Source organism: Paracoccus sp. SM22M-07 (assembly GCF_001887735.1).
In the GTDB taxonomy this organism is placed as follows: Bacteria; Pseudomonadota; Alphaproteobacteria; order Rhodobacterales; family Rhodobacteraceae; genus Paracoccus.
On sequence record NZ_JPKW01000001.1, the window covers coordinates 577229 to 594239 of the forward strand.

Genomic DNA, 17011 nt, shown 5'->3' on the forward strand with positions numbered 1-17011 from the left:
GCGCTTGCGTCCTATGATCACACGGTTTTCTTGAGATATCCCCCGATATGAAGCGTCGTCAATTTCTGAATGCTGCCACCGCGATGGCTGCCGGCGGGTCGCTGATGGCGGTCCCTGCCCAGGCACAGGATCCCCAGGGCGACCCCGAACAGGGCAGCCAGGCCTTCGGCCCCGCCAAGCCCGAGGCCTTCGGCTTTGAAACCGTGGCCAAGCTGGCCGAGGATCGCGCTACGCGGGTCTATGAACAGCCCATCTCGCAGCTGGTGGGCAGTTTCGCGGACCTGAATTACGACAAGTACCGGGGCATCCGCTTCCGGCGCGACCGCGACCCCTGGGCCGGCAGCGACCGCTTCGGGATCGACCTGCTGTCGCCGGGGATGATCTTTTACGAACCCGTCAATATCAGCCTGGTGCGGGCGGGCATGCCCCAGGCGATTCCCTTCGATCCCTCGATGCTGGAATTCGATCCCGCGCAGTTTCCCGACGGCCCCGACCTGGAAACGGTCGGCGACATGGGCTGGTCCGGCTTTCGGGTCCGCACCTTCCTGAACCGCCCCGGCGTGATGGACGAATTCCTGGTCTTCCAGGGCGCCAGCTATTTCAGGGCCGTGGCGCGCAACACGCTTTACGGCCTGTCGGCGCGCGGCCTGGCCATCAAGACCGGCAGCCCCGATGGCGAGGAATTCCCGCTGTTCACGGATTTCTGGATCCACGAACCCGAAGAACATTCAGACACCGTGCGCATCCATGCCCTGCTGGACAGCAAATCTGCCACCGCCGCCTTCCAGTTCGACGTGACGCCGGGCGCCGTGACGATGGTGCGCACGCGCATGGCGCTGTTCCCGCGGGTCGATCTGCGCGAGACCGGCATCGCGCCGCTGACCTCGATGTTCTGGTTCAGCCCGGCCAGCCGCCGTTCGGTCGACGATTACCGCCCGGCCTGCCATGACAGCGACGGGTTGCAGATGCAGACCGGGGCCGACCAGTCGCTGTGGCGCGGCCTGATGTCGCCGCGCACGCTGCAGATTTCGGGCTTTGTCGACAAGGACCCCAAGGGTTTTGGCCTAGTGCAGCGCGCTCGCGATTTCGAAAGCTATCAGGACGCCGAGGCGATGTATCACCTCCGCCCCTCGGCCTGGATCCAGCCCGAAGGCGACTGGGGCGAAGGCGAGGTGCGCCTGGTCGAGATCCCGGTGGAAAACGAATTCAACGACAATATCGTCAGCTTCTGGGCGCCCAAGGAACCCTTGGCACGCGGACAGCGGCACGAATACCGTTATCGCCTGTCCTTTGCGGCGCTGCCGCCCAGCGACCTGCCCTTGGCCAAGGTGCGCCAGGTCCGGTCGGGCCGGTCGATCAACGTCGAGACCACGCGCAGCTTCGTCATCGATTTCGATCTGGGCCTGTTCCGCGAAACCCTACCGCAGTTCCAGGTCCAGGCCTCGGCCGGGCGGATCGTGCATGCCTATCTGAAGCCCCTGCCCGACCAGAACGCCCTGCGCCTTGCCTTCGAATTCGAACCCGGCCGCGAACAGGTGGCCGAATTGCAGGCGCAACTGACCAACGAGGAGGGCGTCGCCCTCAGCGAGAAATGGTTGACCCGTTGGACGGCCTGAACATGACCCGCAGCGTCCCGCCCCTTGCCCCCCTGCCGATGCCCGTGCAGGATTTCGCGGCCATGCCCAAGGGCGGGCCTGCGCGCCAGATGAACGACCTGCGCACCTGGATGGCGCGCCTGTTGACCTTCGGGGGCGCCCTGGTCATCGCGATCATCGGCTTTACCCAGATGCTGACGGCCTTTGGCGATGACCCGACGGTCATGCAGATCGCGCTGCTGGTGCTGTTCACGCCCACCTTCGCCTGGGTCGGGTTTTCCTTCTGCGGCGTGCTGGCGGGGCTGTTCGCGCCCAACCTGACGACGCCGGAGGGTCCGAACGACGCCCGCGTGGTCGTCGTCATGCCCATCTATCACGAAGACGTCGCCGTCAGCACCGGCCTGCTGGTGGCGCTGGCCAACCAGTTGCAGGCCGAGGGCATGGCCGGTCGCACCGAGATCTTCATCCTGTCCGACACCCGCGACCCCGAGATCGCGGTGAACGAAACCCTGGTCGTCCATCAGGCGCGCCAGATATCGCCCCTGCCGATCTGGTATCGCCGCCGCCTGTCGAACGAGGACCGCAAATCCGGCAATGTCGCGGAATTCGTGCGCAACTGGGGCGGACGCTATGACCAGATGGTGGTGCTGGACGCCGACAGCGTCATCTCGGGCGCGACGGTGCGCGAATTGTCGGCCCGCATGAACGCCGATCCCCGCATCGGGCTGATCCAGACCATGCCGATGCTGGTCGGGGGCGAGACCATCTTCGCCCGCCTGACCCAGTTCGCGGGCCGCGTCTATGGTCCGATGATCGCGCGCGGGGTGTCCGCCTGGTCGGGCGATACCGGCAATTACTGGGGCCATAACGCGATGATCCGCATCAAGGCCTTCACCCAGGCCTGCGGCCTGCCCCGCCTGTCCGGCAAGCCCCCCTTTGGTGGCACCATCCTGTCGCATGACTTCGTCGAGGCCGCGGCGCTGTGCCGGGCGGGCTGGAAGGTGCGGCTGGACCACGACCTGCGCGGCAGTTTCGAAGGATGCCCCCCGACCCTGCTGGACATGGCGGCACGCGAACGCCGTTGGGCGCAGGGCAACCTGCAGCACAGCCGCCTGTTCGGCATGCGCGGCCTGCGCGGCATCAGCCGGGCGCATTTCTTCATCGGCATCATGGGCTTCCTGATGAGCCCCCTGTGGCTGGCCCTGATCCTGGTCGGGCTGGTCCTGTCGGCCACGGTGCTGCTGTCGACGCCGGAATATTTCCCGAACTCCTATCAGCTGTTCCCCGAATGGCCGGTCTTCGACAGCCAGCGCATGCTGTGGCTGTTCGTCGCCGCCATGACTCTGCTGCTGCTGCCCAAGTTCATCGCGACCTTCCGGGCGTTTTCGCGCCCCCTGGCGAAACAGGCGGGTGGGCGCAAACGCGTTCTGGCCAGCGCGCTGTTCGAAACCATCCTGTCGGCGCTGATCGCGCCCGTGCAGATGCTGGTCCAGACCCGCCAGATCTTCGAGATCCTCAGCGGCCGTGACAGCGGGTGGGACGCGCAGGTCCGCGCCGGCCACATGCCCGGCTGGGGCGTGGTGCTGCGCCATCACTGGGCGCATGTCGCCCTGGGGCTGGGCACGCTGGTGGTTCTGGCGACCTTCTCTCCGGAACAGCTGATCTGGCTGTCGCCGATCCTGGCGGGCCTGATCCTGTCGCCGCTGACCTCGCGCCTGTCGGCCAGCCCGCTGTTCGGCCGTTGGGCACGGATGCGCGGCCTGCTGCTGACCCCCGAGGAACGCAATCCCCCCGCCATCCTGACCGAGGCCGTGGCCATCACCCGCCGCCTGCCCCTGGCCGTCAGCGGCCGCGACAGCCTGCGGCGCCTTTCGACGGACAGGCAGGCCCTGGACAACCACATCGCCATGCTGTCGCCCCTGCCCGAGGACCAGCCGCGCAGCCTGCGCCTGGCCCGCATCACCGCCGAGGCCAAGATCGCCCATGCGGCGACACGCAGTCAGGCGTTGGACGACATGGACCGCAGCGAAACGGATGCCATGGTCCTGGATCCGGCCCTGCTGACCCGTTGGAGCAGCCTACCCGCATGAAACGCCTGATCACGCTTGATATGCTGCGGGGTTATGCCCTTGTCAGCATCATGGTGAACCACATGCCGCTTTCGGTCATGCGGTCCGTCACCCTGCCCAATTTCTCGATCTTCGATGCCTCCGAACTGTTCGTCCTGCTGTCAGGTTTTTTGGTCGGCATGGTCTGGCGCAGCGTCGAGGCCAAGGAAGGGCGGGGCAACGCCCAGCGCCGCTTTGCCCGCCGCAGCTTCGAGGTCTGGCGTGCCATGATCCTTGGCGCCTTGGTCATGGCAGGGCTTTCGGCGCTGCTTTGGGCGTCGGGGCGGCCGCATACCGCGATCTGGAACCAATACGCCCTGTGGATTGTCGAAAACCCGCTGTTCTATATTGCGGGCGTGGGATCGATGTGGCTGCAGCCCAACATCATCGACGTCCTGGCGGTCTATGTGGTGTTGATCGCCTCATCGATCGCGGTGGTGCCGCTGATGATGCGCTGGCCGCTGCTGGTGGCGGTGGGATCGGTCCTGCTGTGGTGGTTCGCCCCCCAGCTGAATGCCCTGATCCCCACCTTCGGCAGCAGGAACGGGTTCCTGTTCAACCCCTTCGGCTGGCAGATGCTGTTCTTTACCGGCACGGCAATGGGCCTGTTCCGCCAGACCCTGATGGCGCGTCTGCACCCTTATCGCCATCCCCTGACCGTGATCGCGCTTGGCATGTTCGTCTTTGGCTGCACCATCGTCATCGCCGCCCGGATCGGCGAACCGGCCCTGGCCCTGCGCGCCGCGATGAAGACGCTCTATGGCGAGGTCGACAAGTGGAACCTGGACGGCACCCGCTATCTGGCCATCGTCGCGGCGGCCTGGCTGGTCGCAGTGCCCTTTGCCCGGCCGATGGAATGGTTTTCGGCCAGCAAGCTCGGCGTCGCCTTCCAGCAGATCGGGCGCGGCGGGCTTTGGTCCTTTGTTGTCTGCGTCCTGCTGTCGGTCGCAGGCGACGCGTTCCAGATGAACCCCGAGGGAAAATCCGCCCTGCTGAGACTGGCCATCGACATCTGGGCCTGCGTGGCTCTTTGGTGGGCCTCGATCATCTGGCTGGAATATGGCGCACCGTGGCAGCGCGCCCGCAAGACGCGGCGCAGCATCGGCGCTGCTGCCTGACAGGGCCGCCGTTCGCTGTGCAGCAGCCCTGTCTTCAGGCCTTGCGGGCCGGGGCCGCGCATGACGCGGCCTCGGTCATGTCCTGACGGATCGCCTCGATCATCTCCAGCCCCCACTGATCGTTTGCATGGACCAGATCATCGTTCGGGCTTTTGTAATAGCGCGGGTCCAGCAGCATCCGGTCGTCCCCGAAACGGCCCCGCAGGTCCAGGATGCGGATGCCCATGCCGGTCAGTCGTTCGCTGATCACCCCGTCATACGCCATCCAGATATGGCGGTTTTCAGGCAGGAACCGGGTCGGCCCGAAAACGCAGGTGACACTGGGCGCCATGCGGACCAGCGTCTGATAGAACCGCAGATAATCCGCGATGTAATCCTCGGCGGTGGCCCGCGCGATCTTGGCCGAAATCAGCGTTCCGTCCTGCCCATTGGCCTGGGCCGCGGTCATGATATCCCGGACGAAATGGATCGCCGTCATGCCGACATTGGCATAGATCGGCAGCTTCAGCGCAAAGGCCTGCCGGAACAGGACGTTCAGCTTGGCGGCCTTTCGCGCAAAGCGTTCGGTCCGGTCGGCCCCGTAAAACCCGTCATCCCGGCGCAGCTGCGACAGCTGAAAGTCGACCCTGCCATCCTGGCCCGTCACGAACTCCGCGCCAACGAAATTGGGCGATGCGGCAGCGATGGCGCGCTTGAATTCCAGACCGGCGGCCTCGCCGCTTTTGATCATGACCGAGGCGTGGGAATCACCCACCAATGCGGCGTCAATCACGGTCTTCATTGAAGCGGTCCAAGGCGATTTCCTCGCAGATGATGTCATGGTCCGCGGCGGCCCTGGCGACCGCCTCGGCGATCGCGCTGTTCGGCGCGGCGGGCAGGTCGGCCCCGGCATCCCTGATCCCCAGCCCCTGCAGGAAATGGCGCATCACGTAATCCACGCCATCGGGCGTCACCGAACGGCGGTCATCCTCGAACATCTGCCGGTCCAGACCGGGGCTGCTGACGATTTCATAAGACGGGAAATAATCCACGTCGGGATGCAGCGATTGGAAATGCCCGGCTGCGGCCCGCAGGACCGACTTGGACTGTGTCGTGGCCGTCAGGACATGGGTGCCCGGTTGGGCCGTCGCGGCCAGGGGCACCGGCGACACTGTCAGCAGGATCTTGATCGACGGGTTCATCTTGCGCAGCTGAACGCGGATCTTCTTCAGGTCTGCCAGGATATCGGGATAGTGCAGGTTTTCGAACCGATGCAGGTCGGGGTCGAACGTTCCGCCCATGGTGCCCGGGCAGGCGGAATAGCGCAGGCCCGTGCGGCTGTTCATCCAGCCCTCGGTCAGCCCAAGAGTAAAGATGAACAGGCTGCTGTCCTGAACGCCGCGACGGATGGCCTGCAGGGTGGCCTTGCGGGCCATGAACAGCTCTTCGACGGTTTCAAAGCCGCCCGGTTCGATCTGCGGGCGAATCGGATCCAGAAAGGCGCCATCTTCGGACCAGACCTCCTGGTCCTGGCTGTCCGGTTCCAGGGCCCAGCCCAACAGCTGGACCAGCATGCGCGTGGTATAGATGTTGCCGGTCCGGAAGGAAAAGATGCCATACCCGAAATCGCGGGCCGTCGCCGCGTTCAGGCCATAGGGCGGGCGTTCGGCCTGCTGCCACGTGAACCCGGCCTGGGCCAGCGCGCGGCTGATATGCTGGGCAAAACAGGAACCCGTCGTCAGAATCGGGTCGTCGCGTGTCAGCGGGAACTTGGGCGTCCACAGATCGGGCAGGACATCGCCGGACCGCGCGGCACGGGCGACAGAGGTCCTCCAATAGGCATGACGGGGCAGTTTGCTGTAGGGATTTGCCGAGGACATGCTGTGACCCTTGTCTGGAACTGGCGTGGTCTGATGCTGGCGTCTTGATAAACCATCCTGCCGAAAGCTTTCCACGCGCGGTGAATCGTTTCAAGTTCTGTGCAATTTTTACGCGAGTGGTTGCAAGGCATCTCTTGCCCGCTGGCAAAGCCCCGCGATCCTGCTCAATCCCTGACCAGTCCTTCGATCCATGCGGATGCACGGCCATGACCATTTCGGTCCGCGCCAACGAAAAAGACGCCTGCCGCCATCAGGCAGCAAGCGTCTTTTTCAGCACATGTCCCCGAGGGGATAAGGCTTGGAATGAAATGGTGCACCCGGAGCGATTCGAACGCCCGACCCCCAGATTCGTAGTCTGGTGCTCTATCCAGCTGAGCTACGGGTGCATCTTGAGAGGGTGAATAGCCTCAGTGTCCGGGGGGTGCAAGGGATGAAAATGAAAAAAACGGTCGTTTTTTCAAAAAACTGTCTTACCCTGTCCGGCGCAGTTCGGATCGGGCCGCGCCGCGCGGGATCTGGATGCAGAACTGGCTGCCTTCACCGTCGCTGCGCAACAATTCCAGCGTGCCGCCATGACCCCGGACCAGATCGGCCGCGATGGTCAGGCCAAGGCCCGTCCCGCCACGACGCGTGCTGCCGGTAAAGGGCTTGAACAGATATTCCTTGGCCTTGTCGGGCAGACCAGGCCCCGTGTCGCCCACGCGAATCCACCAGTCGCTGTCCCCTTCGCCCGCGCCCACTTCGACCGTGCCGGGCTTGCCCGTGGCCTCGATCGCCTGACGGGCATTGCGCATCAGGTTCGACAGGACGCGGTACAGCTGGTCGCGATCGGCACGGATCGTCAGCGTTGCGGGAATGTCGGACAGAAAATCGACCTGCCCCGCGGCTTCGGCGGCCAGGACCTCGGCCTCGATCACCTCGGAGGCCAGCTGGTGCAAGTTGAAGCGCGACAGGGTTGGGGCCGGTTCTTCGGCCTTGCCGAAGGCCAGCGTGGTCTCGCACAGGTTCACCGCCCGCGTGATCGAGTTCACCAGCTTGGGCGCCGCACGCCGCACCTTGGGGTCGGCGCTGTCCTCCAGCCGGTCGGCGAAGATCTGCGCGGTGGTCAGGATGTTGCGCAGATCGTGGCTGATCTTGGCGACGGCCTGGCCCAGCTGGGCCATGCGCTCCTTCTGCTTCAGCGAGGACGTCACTGTCTGCTGCATCGACCGCAGCGCATCCTCGGCCTCGCGCAGTTCCTCCAGGCGGGCGCCGGGGATGATGATGTGCCGCCCATCTTCGGGGGCACTGGCATAGTCGGACATGTGGCTGATGACCCGGCGCATGGGCACCAGGATCAGCCGCTGCGCCGCAAGAAACAGCAGCACCGCCGTCAGAATGGAAAACGCCGCCGAAACACCCAGCAGCCGCAGGCCGTAATCCAGCATCGCCTGTCGCAGGGGGGCGGTCTCCATGGTGATCTCGATCAGCTGGCCGGCCTGGTTCACCGGGGCGCCGATCACCCGCACCACATGATTCTGCCGGGTGACCAGGGTCCCCAGCGAATCGTCGATGGTCTGCAGCACGCCATCCTCGCGCAGGTCATAGGTCGCGGCGATGGGTCCGGGGATGGGCGACGACAGGACCAGCTGCCGGATGTCGTTCCGGCGCAGCACGACGTTGAAGACATCGGCGTTCTGCAACAGCTCGGCCTCCAGGTCCGAGGCCAGCGATTCGTCCGTCGCCAACAACGCAAGGCTTGCGATCTGAGCGCGCTCAAGCCGCGATTCCAGGTAATCCAACCTGAAAGAAGCCAATGAAGGCAACAGGATGAACAATTCTGCCAGGATGACGAACATCATCGTCAACGCGGCGAATCGGCCAGAGATCGTGTTCAGTCGCATGGAGTCCGGATATGGTTGTGCCGGTGCAACTTGTCAGCCGACGAAATAAGAATGTGGCGATCAAACGAATGTGATCGTATCATGGTTCCATCTGGTGCGTTCGCGCGAACATGACGCCGTTTGCTGCCAAGACCGGTTGACGCAGGCGTGCTTGTCCCCTATTCAGCGGGCTTCGAACAACCAGCGCCGTCGCGCGGGGCAGTATCCTGCTACCCTGCCCTGACTTGATGCCACCCGCAAGATACGACCCGGAGACTGATTATGAAGCGCACTTTCCAACCTTCGAACCTCGTTCGTGCGCGCCGTCACGGCTTTCGCGCACGCATGGCCACCAAAGGCGGCCGTCGCATTCTGAACGCACGCCGCGCCAAAGGCCGCAAGAGCCTGTCGGCTTGATAGCGCCCGGCAGCGTCACGCTGCCACATGAAGGCTTTCGACATGCCGCCACTGCCCCATCCCGCTGAGACCCAGCCCCAGGATGCCGGCACGGCGGCATTTCGCGTGGCCGAAGGGTTCAAGATGCCCCCGGTGATCGGCAAGCGTGCCGATTTCCTGGCGGCCGCCAGGGCACGTCGTCAGGCGATGCCCGGCTTTCTGCTGCAGGCACGTCATCGCGATGATGCGGGTCCGGCGCGCATCGGCTTTACCTGTTCCAAGAAGGTCGGCAACGCCGTCGCCCGCAACCGCGCCAAGCGCCGGCTGCGCGAGATTGCCCGCCTGATCATGCCGCAGACCGCGCAGCAGGGCTGGGATTATGTGCTGGTCGGACGCCCCGGCGCCACCGTCAGCCTGGATTTCGCCCAGCTTTGCGACGATTTCGCCCGCGCCATGCGCAAGGTCCACAAGTGAAACCGCTGGCCCACGTCATGGCGCTGCCGGTCCGCGCCTATCGCCTGGTCGCCTCGCCCTGGGTGGGACAAGGCTGCCGCTTTCAGCCGACCTGTTCGGCCTATGCGCTGCAGGCTCTGGACCATCACGGGGCCCTTCGCGGGACCTGGCTGATGCTGCGCCGGATCGGACGGTGCCACCCCTGGGGCGGGTCCGGCTTCGATCCCGTGCCCGGCACCGACACCACCTGCGCCGACAAGACCTGCGACCACCATCACTGAACGGGACCACCATGCTGGACGATCTGGACGACAAGGACATCCACCCGCTTTTCGCAGGCGCGCCCTCCTCGACGGAATTCCGCAAGCTGCGCAAGCGGATGGTCCGGGAAACCCGCGCCGCGATCGAGGATTACGGCATGGTCCGTCCCGGCGATCGCTGGCTGGTCTGCCTGTCGGGCGGCAAGGACAGCTATGCCCTGCTGGCGATTCTGCATGAGCTGAAATGGCGGGGCCTGCTGCCGGTCGATTTGTTGGCCTGCAATCTTGATCAGGGCCAGCCCAATTTTCCCGCCACGGTGCTGCCGGAATTCCTGAAGGCCCGCGGCGTCGAACATCGCATCGAATATCGCGACACCTATTCCATCGTGAAGGACAAGACGCCTGCGGGCCGGACCTATTGCGCGATGTGTTCGCGCCTGCGCCGGGGCAATCTCTATCGCATCGCGCGCGAGGAAGGCTGTTCGGCGGTGGTCCTTGGCCATCACCGCGACGACATCCTGGAAACCTTCTTCATGAACCTGTTCCATGGCGGGCGCCTGGCCACCATGCCGCCCAAGCTGCTGAACGAGGAAGGCGACCTGACCCTGCTGCGTCCGCTGGCCTATGTCGCCGAAGCGGATTGCGAGCGGTTTTCCAAGGCGCTGAACTATCCCATCATTCCCTGCGATCTGTGCGGCAGCCAGGAAGGGCTGCAGCGCGTCCAAGTCAAACGCCTGCTGGACGAATGGGAAGCGCGCACCCCCGGTCGGCGGCAAGTGATGTTCCGGTCGCTGATGAATGTGCGCCCTTCGCATCTTCTGGACCCTGCGCTGTTTGATTTCGCGGCGCTTTTTCCCGCCCAAAGCGACCCGGACGGGGACGCCGTGCCGAATCTGCGCGATTCAGGACCGGAACTTTAACGGAACGCAAAGCTTTCGGGATTAGGACTGACCACGGTGATTCCGTGAAAGGTCCGGCATGTCCAAGAATGTTACGCGTTTCTTCGCCCCGATCCGCAAGCTGCTGGGCTGCCCCGCCGAAGCCCGCGACCATTCCCGCAGCGTGCTGCTGTTGCAGCTGGAAAACACCGAGATCCTAGCCCGCACGCTGGACAAGGCCGCCATGAGCCACCTGCTGGTGCAGCTGTCGATGACCCTGGGACGGGCGGTTCGGCCCTATGATCCGGTGCGTGTCCTGTCGCCGGGGCTGTTCGCCTTCGTGCTGCGCAACCGCACCGACCGCGACGCGATGCAGGTCGCCCACAGGCTGCATCGCCAGGCGCAGGCGCCGATCGCGCTGGCGGGACAGACCCTGACGCCGGTCATCAGCGGTGCCCTGGTGCATGCCGATGGTTCGTCCCTGTCGGGACCCGATCCGGCGCGGGCGCACCTGCCCGGCCCCGACCTGCCCCCGGTCGAGACCCTGATCGACAATGCAAGGCGCAGGCTGCAGGACACGCCCGACGGTGATCTGGGCCAGTTGCGGCTCTATCCCTATGATACCGCGCTGGCGGGTGCCCCGCTGATCGTCACCATCGGCGAAGCCATCAAGGCAGGCCAGGTCGAGGCCTGGTTCCAGCCGCAGATCTGCTGCCATTCGGGCTCCGTCACCGGTTTCGAGGCCTTGGCCCGGTGGAATCACCCCACCCGCGGCATCCTGGCACCGGGTGTCTTCATGCCCCAGATGTCGGATGCCGATCACACCGCCCTGACCCATGTCATGCTGCAGCAATCGCTGACTGCGCTGAAGGAATGGGACGATGCCGGCTTTTGCGTGCCCACCGTGTCGGTCAACATTTCGAACCATGAATTGTCGGAACGCGGCTTCGCCGATTGCCTGCTGTGGGAACTGGACCGCCACGAGATCCGCCCCGAACGGCTGGTGATCGAGGTGCTGGAGAGTGTCGGCCCGGTGACCAGCAATGCCGATGTGCGGGTGAATCTGCGCAAGATGTCCAAGGCGGGTTGCCATATCGACCTGGATGATTTCGGCACCGGCTATGCCAGCCTGGACGCCATCCGGCAATTCGGCATCCACCGCATCAAGCTGGACCGCAGCTTCGTCACCGGCTGCGACATCGATCCGGGGCAGCAGCGGATGATCCTGGCCATCCTGGCGCTGGCCGAACGGCTTGGCATCGCCGCCCTGGCCGAGGGCGTCGAAACCCGCGAGGAACACGCCTTCCTGGCCCAGATGGGCTGCGACGAGGTCCAGGGCTATGCCATCGCCCGCCCCATGCCGCTGTCGGCGACCATGGATTTCCTGGCCCGTCACAGTGCCGCCGCGGCGGATCTTCCCAGCATCGCGCGCCGCATCTGACCATCAGCCCGGTCCAAATGGGCCGGATATGACCGATTCCCCAAGCATTCCTGCCCATCCGGCCAAATCCGCTTGACCTTTCGGGGTCCGTTCTGTTGAACCGGCGCGACTGACGCGATGACAGTGGTGAGGGAATGGAAGACAATAACCGCAATCTGATCCTGGCGACGGTCCTGTCGTTTCTGGTGATCCTGGTCTGGTACACGGTCTTCGCTCCGGAACCCGTATCCGACCAACCTTCGGGCCAGCCGCTGGCCGAACAATCGGTGGGCGACCAGCCCCTGACGGCAGGCACCCCGCAAGGCACGACGACGGCCGCACCTGCCGACCTGGCCGATCAGGCGCAGCCCGCGGGCCGCATCGACATCCGTTCGCCGGCTCTGGAAGGCTCGATCTCGCTGGCAGGGGGGCGCATCGACGACCTGCTGCTGACCCGCTATCAGGAAACGCTGGACGAGGGCTCGCCCGATGTGCGGCTTCTGTCGCCCTCCTCGGCAACGGCCGACGGCAATATCGAAACGGGCGCGACCAAGCCTTATTACACCGTCTATGGCTGGACCCCCGGCCCCGGCACCGATCCCGAACTGGTTCCGAACCCGACCACGGTCTGGACGCAGGAATCGGGCAGCACGCTGGCCCCCGGCCAGCCGGTGACGCTGGCGTGGGACAACGGCGCAGGCCAGATCTTCCGCCGCACCTTCAGCCTGGACGAGAACTATCTGTTCAGCGTCTCGCAGAGCCTGCAGAACGACGGCGACGCCGATTTCGCCGCCGCCCCCTATGGCATCATCGCGCGCCATGGCCGCCCTGACACGCAGAACTTCTTCGTCCTGCACGAAGGCGTCGTCGGCATGCACGACGGCACGCTGATCGAGGAAAAATACAAGAACATCGCCGATCTGGACCCGATCGCCCGCGAAGGCCGCGCGCAGGTCTATGACGTCAGCGCGGATGGCTGGATCGGTTTCACCGACAAATACTGGATGACCACGCTGGCCCCCGCCCCCGGGCAGGCCTTCACCGCGGTCGTGAAATACGCCGACGGCGCCGACATCTATCAGACCGAGGCCCGCTTCCCGATGCAGACCGTCGCACCGGGCACGCAGGTGACGGCCGACAGCTATCTGTTCGCAGGCGCCAAGGTCTGGGAAGTCCTGAAGGGCTATGAGGACGGCGTCGGGATCAAGGGTCTGGTCGATTCGATCGACTGGGGCTGGTTCTATTTCCTGACCAAGCCGATCTTCCAGCTGCTGCACTGGCTGAACGGCATCATCGGCAACATGGGTCTTGCGATCATCGCGCTGACCTTCGTGCTGAAGACGCTGGTCTTCCCGCTGGCGCGCAAATCCTACATCTCGATGGCAAAGATGAAGGAATTGCAGCCGCAGATCCAGGAACTGAAGGAACGCACCGGCGACGACCGCATGAAGTTCCAGAAGGAGACGATGGAGCTGTACAAGCGTGAAAAGGTGAACCCCGCGGCCGGCTGTCTGCCCGTCCTGCTGCAGATCCCGATCTTCTTCTCGCTCTACAAGGTGATCTTCGTCACGATCGAACTGCGTCACGCGCCCTTCTTCGGCTGGATCCGCGACCTTTCCGCGCCCGATCCCTCCAGCCTGCTGAACCTGTTCGGCCTGCTGCCCTATGCGGCACCGGCGCAGGGCACGCTGCTGCACTCGCTGTCGCTGCCCGTGCTGGCGATCCTGCTGGGCATCAGCATGTGGATGCAGCAGCGCCTGAACCCGGCGCCCGCCGATCCCGCGCAGAAGATGATCTTTGCCTGGATGCCGTGGGTCTTCATGTTCATGCTGGGCGGCTTCGCCTCGGGGCTGGTGCTCTACTGGATCACCAACAACACGATCACGATCCTGCAGCAGTACACGATCATGTCGATGCACGGACACCGTCCCGACATGTTCGGCAACATCAAGTCCTCGATGCCCAAGATCCCTGCCAAGGGCGCCAAGGGCAAAGGAAAGTGACCGCGCATCTGGCCCTGATCCGCCGCCATCCGATCAAGTCGGTCGGTGGTGAGGGGCTGGACGGCGTGACCCTGCAGGCGGCCCGCCGCCTGCCCGGCGACCGCAGCTTTGCGATCCTGACCGAAAGCGGCGAACGCCACGCACTGGCCAGCCAATCGATGGGACAGCCGGATCGCTGGCTGCCCAAATCCTGCTTTCTGCGCGGGGCCGTCTGCCCCGATCTGCAGGCCGTCACCGGCGGATGGGACGGCGACAAGCTGACCCTGTCCCACCCCCGGCAAACCGACATCACCATCGACCCCGATACAGAAGGCGACGCGCTGGTCGCATGGCTGCGGCCGCTGTGGCCTGCCGATGCCCCGCAGCCGACGCGCCTTGTTCGCGGTGCCGCGATCTGGACCGACCAGAAATGGCCCTGGATCTCGATCCTGTCGCTGGACAGCCTGGCGGACCTGTCGACCAGGGCCGGGCTGGAGCTGGGCACCCATCGCTGGCGCGGCAACCTGTGGGTCCAGGGCTGGCCCGCCTTTCACGAACGCAGCCTGATCGGCCAGATCATCCATATCGGAGAGGCCGAGCTGCGCATCACCGACCATATCGGCCGCTGCGCTGCCACCAATGCCGACACGACCACGGGGCGCGTCGATCTTGACATGATCGGCTGTTTGCAGCGCCATTACGGACATACGGATTTCGGCGTCTTTGCCGAAGTCGTCACGGGCGGCGCGATCCGCCTCAAGGACCCGATCACCTCATGAAAGTCAATTTCCCCGTCGCCGCCGATCCCGATCCCGCCGCAGCCGAAGCCGCGCGCCTGCTGTTCGCGGGACCCGTCGATTTCCTGAAGGGCGTCGTGCACATGGACGGCCTGCCCCCTGCCACCCGCCCCGAGGTCTGCTTCGCCGGCCGCAGCAACGTGGGAAAGTCCAGCCTGATCAACGCCCTGACCGGTCGCAAGGGGCTGGCGCGCGCATCGAACACACCGGGCCGGACGCAGGAAATCAACTATTTCACGCTTGGCGAACATTCCTACCTGGTCGACCTTCCGGGCTATGGCTATGCCAAGGCGCCGCTGGCGATCGTGGCCAAATGGCAGGCGCTGCTGAAGACCTATCTGGCCGGTCGCCAGACGTTGAAACGCGCCTTTTGCCTGATCGACGCCCGCCACGGCGTCAAGGAAGTCGACCACGAGATCATGAAACTGCTGGATCGCTCGGCCGTGCCCTTCCAGGTCGTGATGACCAAGACCGACAAGCTGGGTCCGAACGCCCTGAAGCCGGTTCTGGCCCAGGTGGCCGAGGAATTGCAGAAGCACCCCGCCGCCTATCCCGAACTGGTCGTGACATCCTCGGAAAAGAACGAGGGCATCGCCACCTTGCGCACCATCATCGCCGGACTGGACTGACCCGGCCTTGCGCCATAGGGTCCGACCGTCGCCCAAGGATCTTGAGGATGAGAAAGCAGAACATGAACCGTGACTGGATCGCCACCGCTCGTACCCTGTCAGAGGCCCTGCCCTATCTGCAGCGCTATTCCAATTCGGTCGTCGTGGTCAAATTCGGCGGCAACGCGATGGGCGACGATGATGCGATGGCCGAATTCGCACGCGACATCGTGCTGATGAAGCAGGTCGGCATGAACCCCATCGTCTGTCATGGCGGCGGCCCGATGATCAACAACCTGCTGGACAGGCTGGGCATCGAAAGCCGCTTTGTCCGCGGCAAGCGCGTCACCACCAAGGAAACCGTCGAGGTGGTGGAAATGGTCCTGTCGGGGCTGGTCAACAAGCGCATCGTTCAGGCGATCAACGACGCGGGCGGACGCGCGGTCGGCATCTCGGGCAAGGATGACGACATGATGGTCTGCGAGGTGGACGACCCCGAACTGGGCTTCGTCGGCCGCCCGATCGAGATGAACGTCCAGATCATCCGCGACCTTTACGGCGCCGGCATGATCCCGGTGATCGCCCCGGTGGCGACCGGGATGGCCGATAACGAGACCTTCAACGTCAATGGCGACACGGCTGCGGGCGCCATCGCGGGGGCACTGCAGGCGGATCGTCTGCTGCTTTTGACCGATGTCGCGGGTGTCAAGGATGCCAGCGGAGAGGTCGTGACCCAGCTGCATCCAGACCAGGTGCGCCAGATGATTGCCGACGGACAGATCGCCGGTGGCATGATTCCCAAGACCGAAACCGCGCTGGAAGCCATCGAAAAGGGCGTGCGCGCCGTCGTCATCCTAGATGGACGGGTGCCCAATGCCTGTCTGCTGGAGCTGTTCACCGAACATGGCGCAGGATCGCTGATCCGCAAGACCGAGCCGCGTGTCGTTCCGCGCGGATTGCGGCAGGTCGATCCCGGCCTCTAGTCCGCTTACAAGGCGGGTTGTCGCGGGTTTTCCGCGACGACCTTGATTTGCTTGCCGTATCCACAAATCCTGTGGCAGTCTGCCAAGACACAGAGCATGGCAGAAAGAGGCCGCACCCCATGACCCCCCTTGGACATCGACGCCTGATCCTGACCCGCCATGCCAAATCGGCCTGGGACGATCCGACGCTGGACGATCACGATCGTCCGCTGAACGATCGCGGCCGCCGTTCGGCGCTGGCACTGGGCGACTGGCTGGCCAGCCGCGGCTATGAACCCGAAGAGGTGCTGTGTTCGACCGCCGCACGCACCCAGGAAACCTGGAACGTCATCGCCGGCGCCGCGATCGAGGTGCGCCCGCAGGTGCGCTTTGAACAGGCGCTCTATCAGGCAGGTCCCGAAAAGATGCTGGCGGTGCTGCGCACGGCGACCCAGCCCACGGTGATGATGCTGGGCCACAATCCCGGCATCTCGGAATTTGCGGCGCGGTTGCCGGCACGGGTGCCGATGGACCCGGAATTCCGCCGTTATGCGACCGCCGCGACGCTGGTCGTCGATTTCCAGGTGGACAGCTGGGACCAAGTCCAGCCCGGACAGGGCAGCGTGATGGATTTCGTCCGCTTCGACGGGCGCGACTGAGACAGGCCGCGCAAGCGAACGGGGGCCGGGGTGATCGCCCCGGCCCCGCTTCGT

Annotated in this window: 16 protein-coding genes and 1 tRNA gene; 13 read left to right on the forward strand and 4 right to left on the reverse strand. The window is 64.7% G+C overall.

Annotation, left to right across the window (positions count from 1 at the left end; all coding sequences use genetic code 11):
* Window positions 1–47: 47 nt before the first annotated feature.
* From IE00_RS02945 to opgC, 3 genes are read left to right on the forward strand one after another with little or no spacing between them, the layout of a single operon-like run.
* Window positions 48–1616 (forward strand): glucan biosynthesis protein, encoded by a 1569-nt coding sequence (locus IE00_RS02945; protein ID WP_072295527.1) that lies wholly within the window; start codon window positions 48–50, stop codon window positions 1614–1616.
* Complete coding sequence (gene mdoH / locus IE00_RS02950; protein WP_072295528.1) at window positions 1592–3685, forward strand: glucans biosynthesis glucosyltransferase MdoH; 2094 nt, start codon at window positions 1592–1594, stop codon at window positions 3683–3685. The genes IE00_RS02945 and mdoH overlap by 25 nt, the downstream gene beginning before the upstream one ends.
* Window positions 3682–4821, forward strand: coding sequence for an OpgC domain-containing protein (gene opgC, locus IE00_RS02955; protein WP_072295529.1), 1140 nt, complete (start codon window positions 3682–3684; stop codon window positions 4819–4821). The genes mdoH and opgC overlap by 4 nt, the downstream gene beginning before the upstream one ends.
* 34 nt (window positions 4822–4855) lie before the next feature.
* Here the strand turns inward: opgC and IE00_RS02960 are convergent, their stop codons facing one another.
* From IE00_RS02960 to IE00_RS02975, 4 genes are all read right to left on the reverse strand, one after another.
* Complete coding sequence (locus IE00_RS02960) at window positions 4856–5602, reverse strand: hypothetical protein (protein WP_072295530.1); 747 nt, start codon at window positions 5600–5602, stop codon at window positions 4856–4858.
* A complete protein-coding gene (locus IE00_RS02965; protein WP_072295531.1) occupies window positions 5586–6680 on the reverse strand; it encodes a GSCFA domain-containing protein in 1095 nt (364 codons plus the stop codon). The genes IE00_RS02960 and IE00_RS02965 overlap by 17 nt, the downstream gene beginning before the upstream one ends.
* Window positions 6681–6989: 309 nt before the next feature.
* Window positions 6990–7066: transfer RNA gene (locus IE00_RS02970), tRNA-Arg, on the reverse strand.
* A gap of 84 nt (window positions 7067–7150) precedes the next feature.
* Entirely contained in the window at window positions 7151–8563 is a 1413-nt protein-coding gene (locus IE00_RS02975) for a HAMP domain-containing sensor histidine kinase (RefSeq protein ID WP_072295532.1), read from the reverse strand.
* A gap of 261 nt (window positions 8564–8824) precedes the next feature.
* On the opposite strand from IE00_RS02975, the gene rpmH reads away from it, so the two are divergent.
* From rpmH to IE00_RS03025, 10 genes are all read left to right on the forward strand, one after another.
* On the forward strand, window positions 8825–8959 hold the full coding sequence (gene rpmH / locus IE00_RS02980) for a 50S ribosomal protein L34 (protein WP_072295533.1): 135 nt from the start codon (window positions 8825–8827) through the stop codon (window positions 8957–8959).
* A 42-nt stretch (window positions 8960–9001) separates the two neighbouring features.
* A complete protein-coding gene (gene rnpA / locus IE00_RS02985; protein ID WP_072295534.1) occupies window positions 9002–9412 on the forward strand; it encodes a ribonuclease P protein component in 411 nt (136 codons plus the stop codon).
* Window positions 9409–9672, forward strand: a complete 264-nt coding sequence (gene yidD, locus IE00_RS02990) for a membrane protein insertion efficiency factor YidD (RefSeq protein ID WP_072295535.1) — start codon at window positions 9409–9411, stop codon at window positions 9670–9672. The genes rnpA and yidD overlap by 4 nt, the downstream gene beginning before the upstream one ends.
* Before the next feature lie 11 nt (window positions 9673–9683).
* Window positions 9684–10571 carry a tRNA 2-thiocytidine(32) synthetase TtcA gene (gene ttcA, locus IE00_RS02995; RefSeq protein ID WP_072295536.1) on the forward strand — a complete coding sequence of 296 codons (888 nt, stop codon included), beginning with the start codon at window positions 9684–9686 and terminating at the stop codon, window positions 10569–10571.
* A 58-nt stretch (window positions 10572–10629) separates the two neighbouring features.
* A complete protein-coding gene (locus tag IE00_RS03000) occupies window positions 10630–11970 on the forward strand; it encodes an EAL domain-containing protein (RefSeq protein ID WP_072295537.1) in 1341 nt (446 codons plus the stop codon).
* Between the two features lie 134 nt (window positions 11971–12104).
* The gene (gene yidC / locus IE00_RS03005; protein ID WP_072295538.1) at window positions 12105–13952 is read left to right on the forward strand and encodes a membrane protein insertase YidC; all 1848 of its coding nucleotides are present in this window, start codon (window positions 12105–12107) and stop codon (window positions 13950–13952) included.
* The gene (locus IE00_RS03010) at window positions 13949–14710 is read left to right on the forward strand and encodes an MOSC domain-containing protein (RefSeq protein WP_072295539.1); all 762 of its coding nucleotides are present in this window, start codon (window positions 13949–13951) and stop codon (window positions 14708–14710) included. The genes yidC and IE00_RS03010 overlap by 4 nt, the downstream gene beginning before the upstream one ends.
* On the forward strand, window positions 14707–15357 hold the full coding sequence (gene yihA, locus IE00_RS03015) for a ribosome biogenesis GTP-binding protein YihA/YsxC (RefSeq protein ID WP_072295540.1): 651 nt from the start codon (window positions 14707–14709) through the stop codon (window positions 15355–15357). Before IE00_RS03010 ends, yihA begins: the two co-directional genes overlap by 4 nt.
* 62 nt (window positions 15358–15419) lie before the next feature.
* Window positions 15420–16319, forward strand: a complete 900-nt coding sequence (gene argB, locus IE00_RS03020) for an acetylglutamate kinase (RefSeq protein WP_072295663.1) — start codon at window positions 15420–15422, stop codon at window positions 16317–16319.
* Window positions 16320–16438: 119 nt separating this feature from the next.
* Window positions 16439–16957 carry a histidine phosphatase family protein gene (locus tag IE00_RS03025; protein WP_072295541.1) on the forward strand — a complete coding sequence of 173 codons (519 nt, stop codon included), beginning with the start codon at window positions 16439–16441 and terminating at the stop codon, window positions 16955–16957.
* Window positions 16958–17011 lie beyond the last annotated feature (54 nt).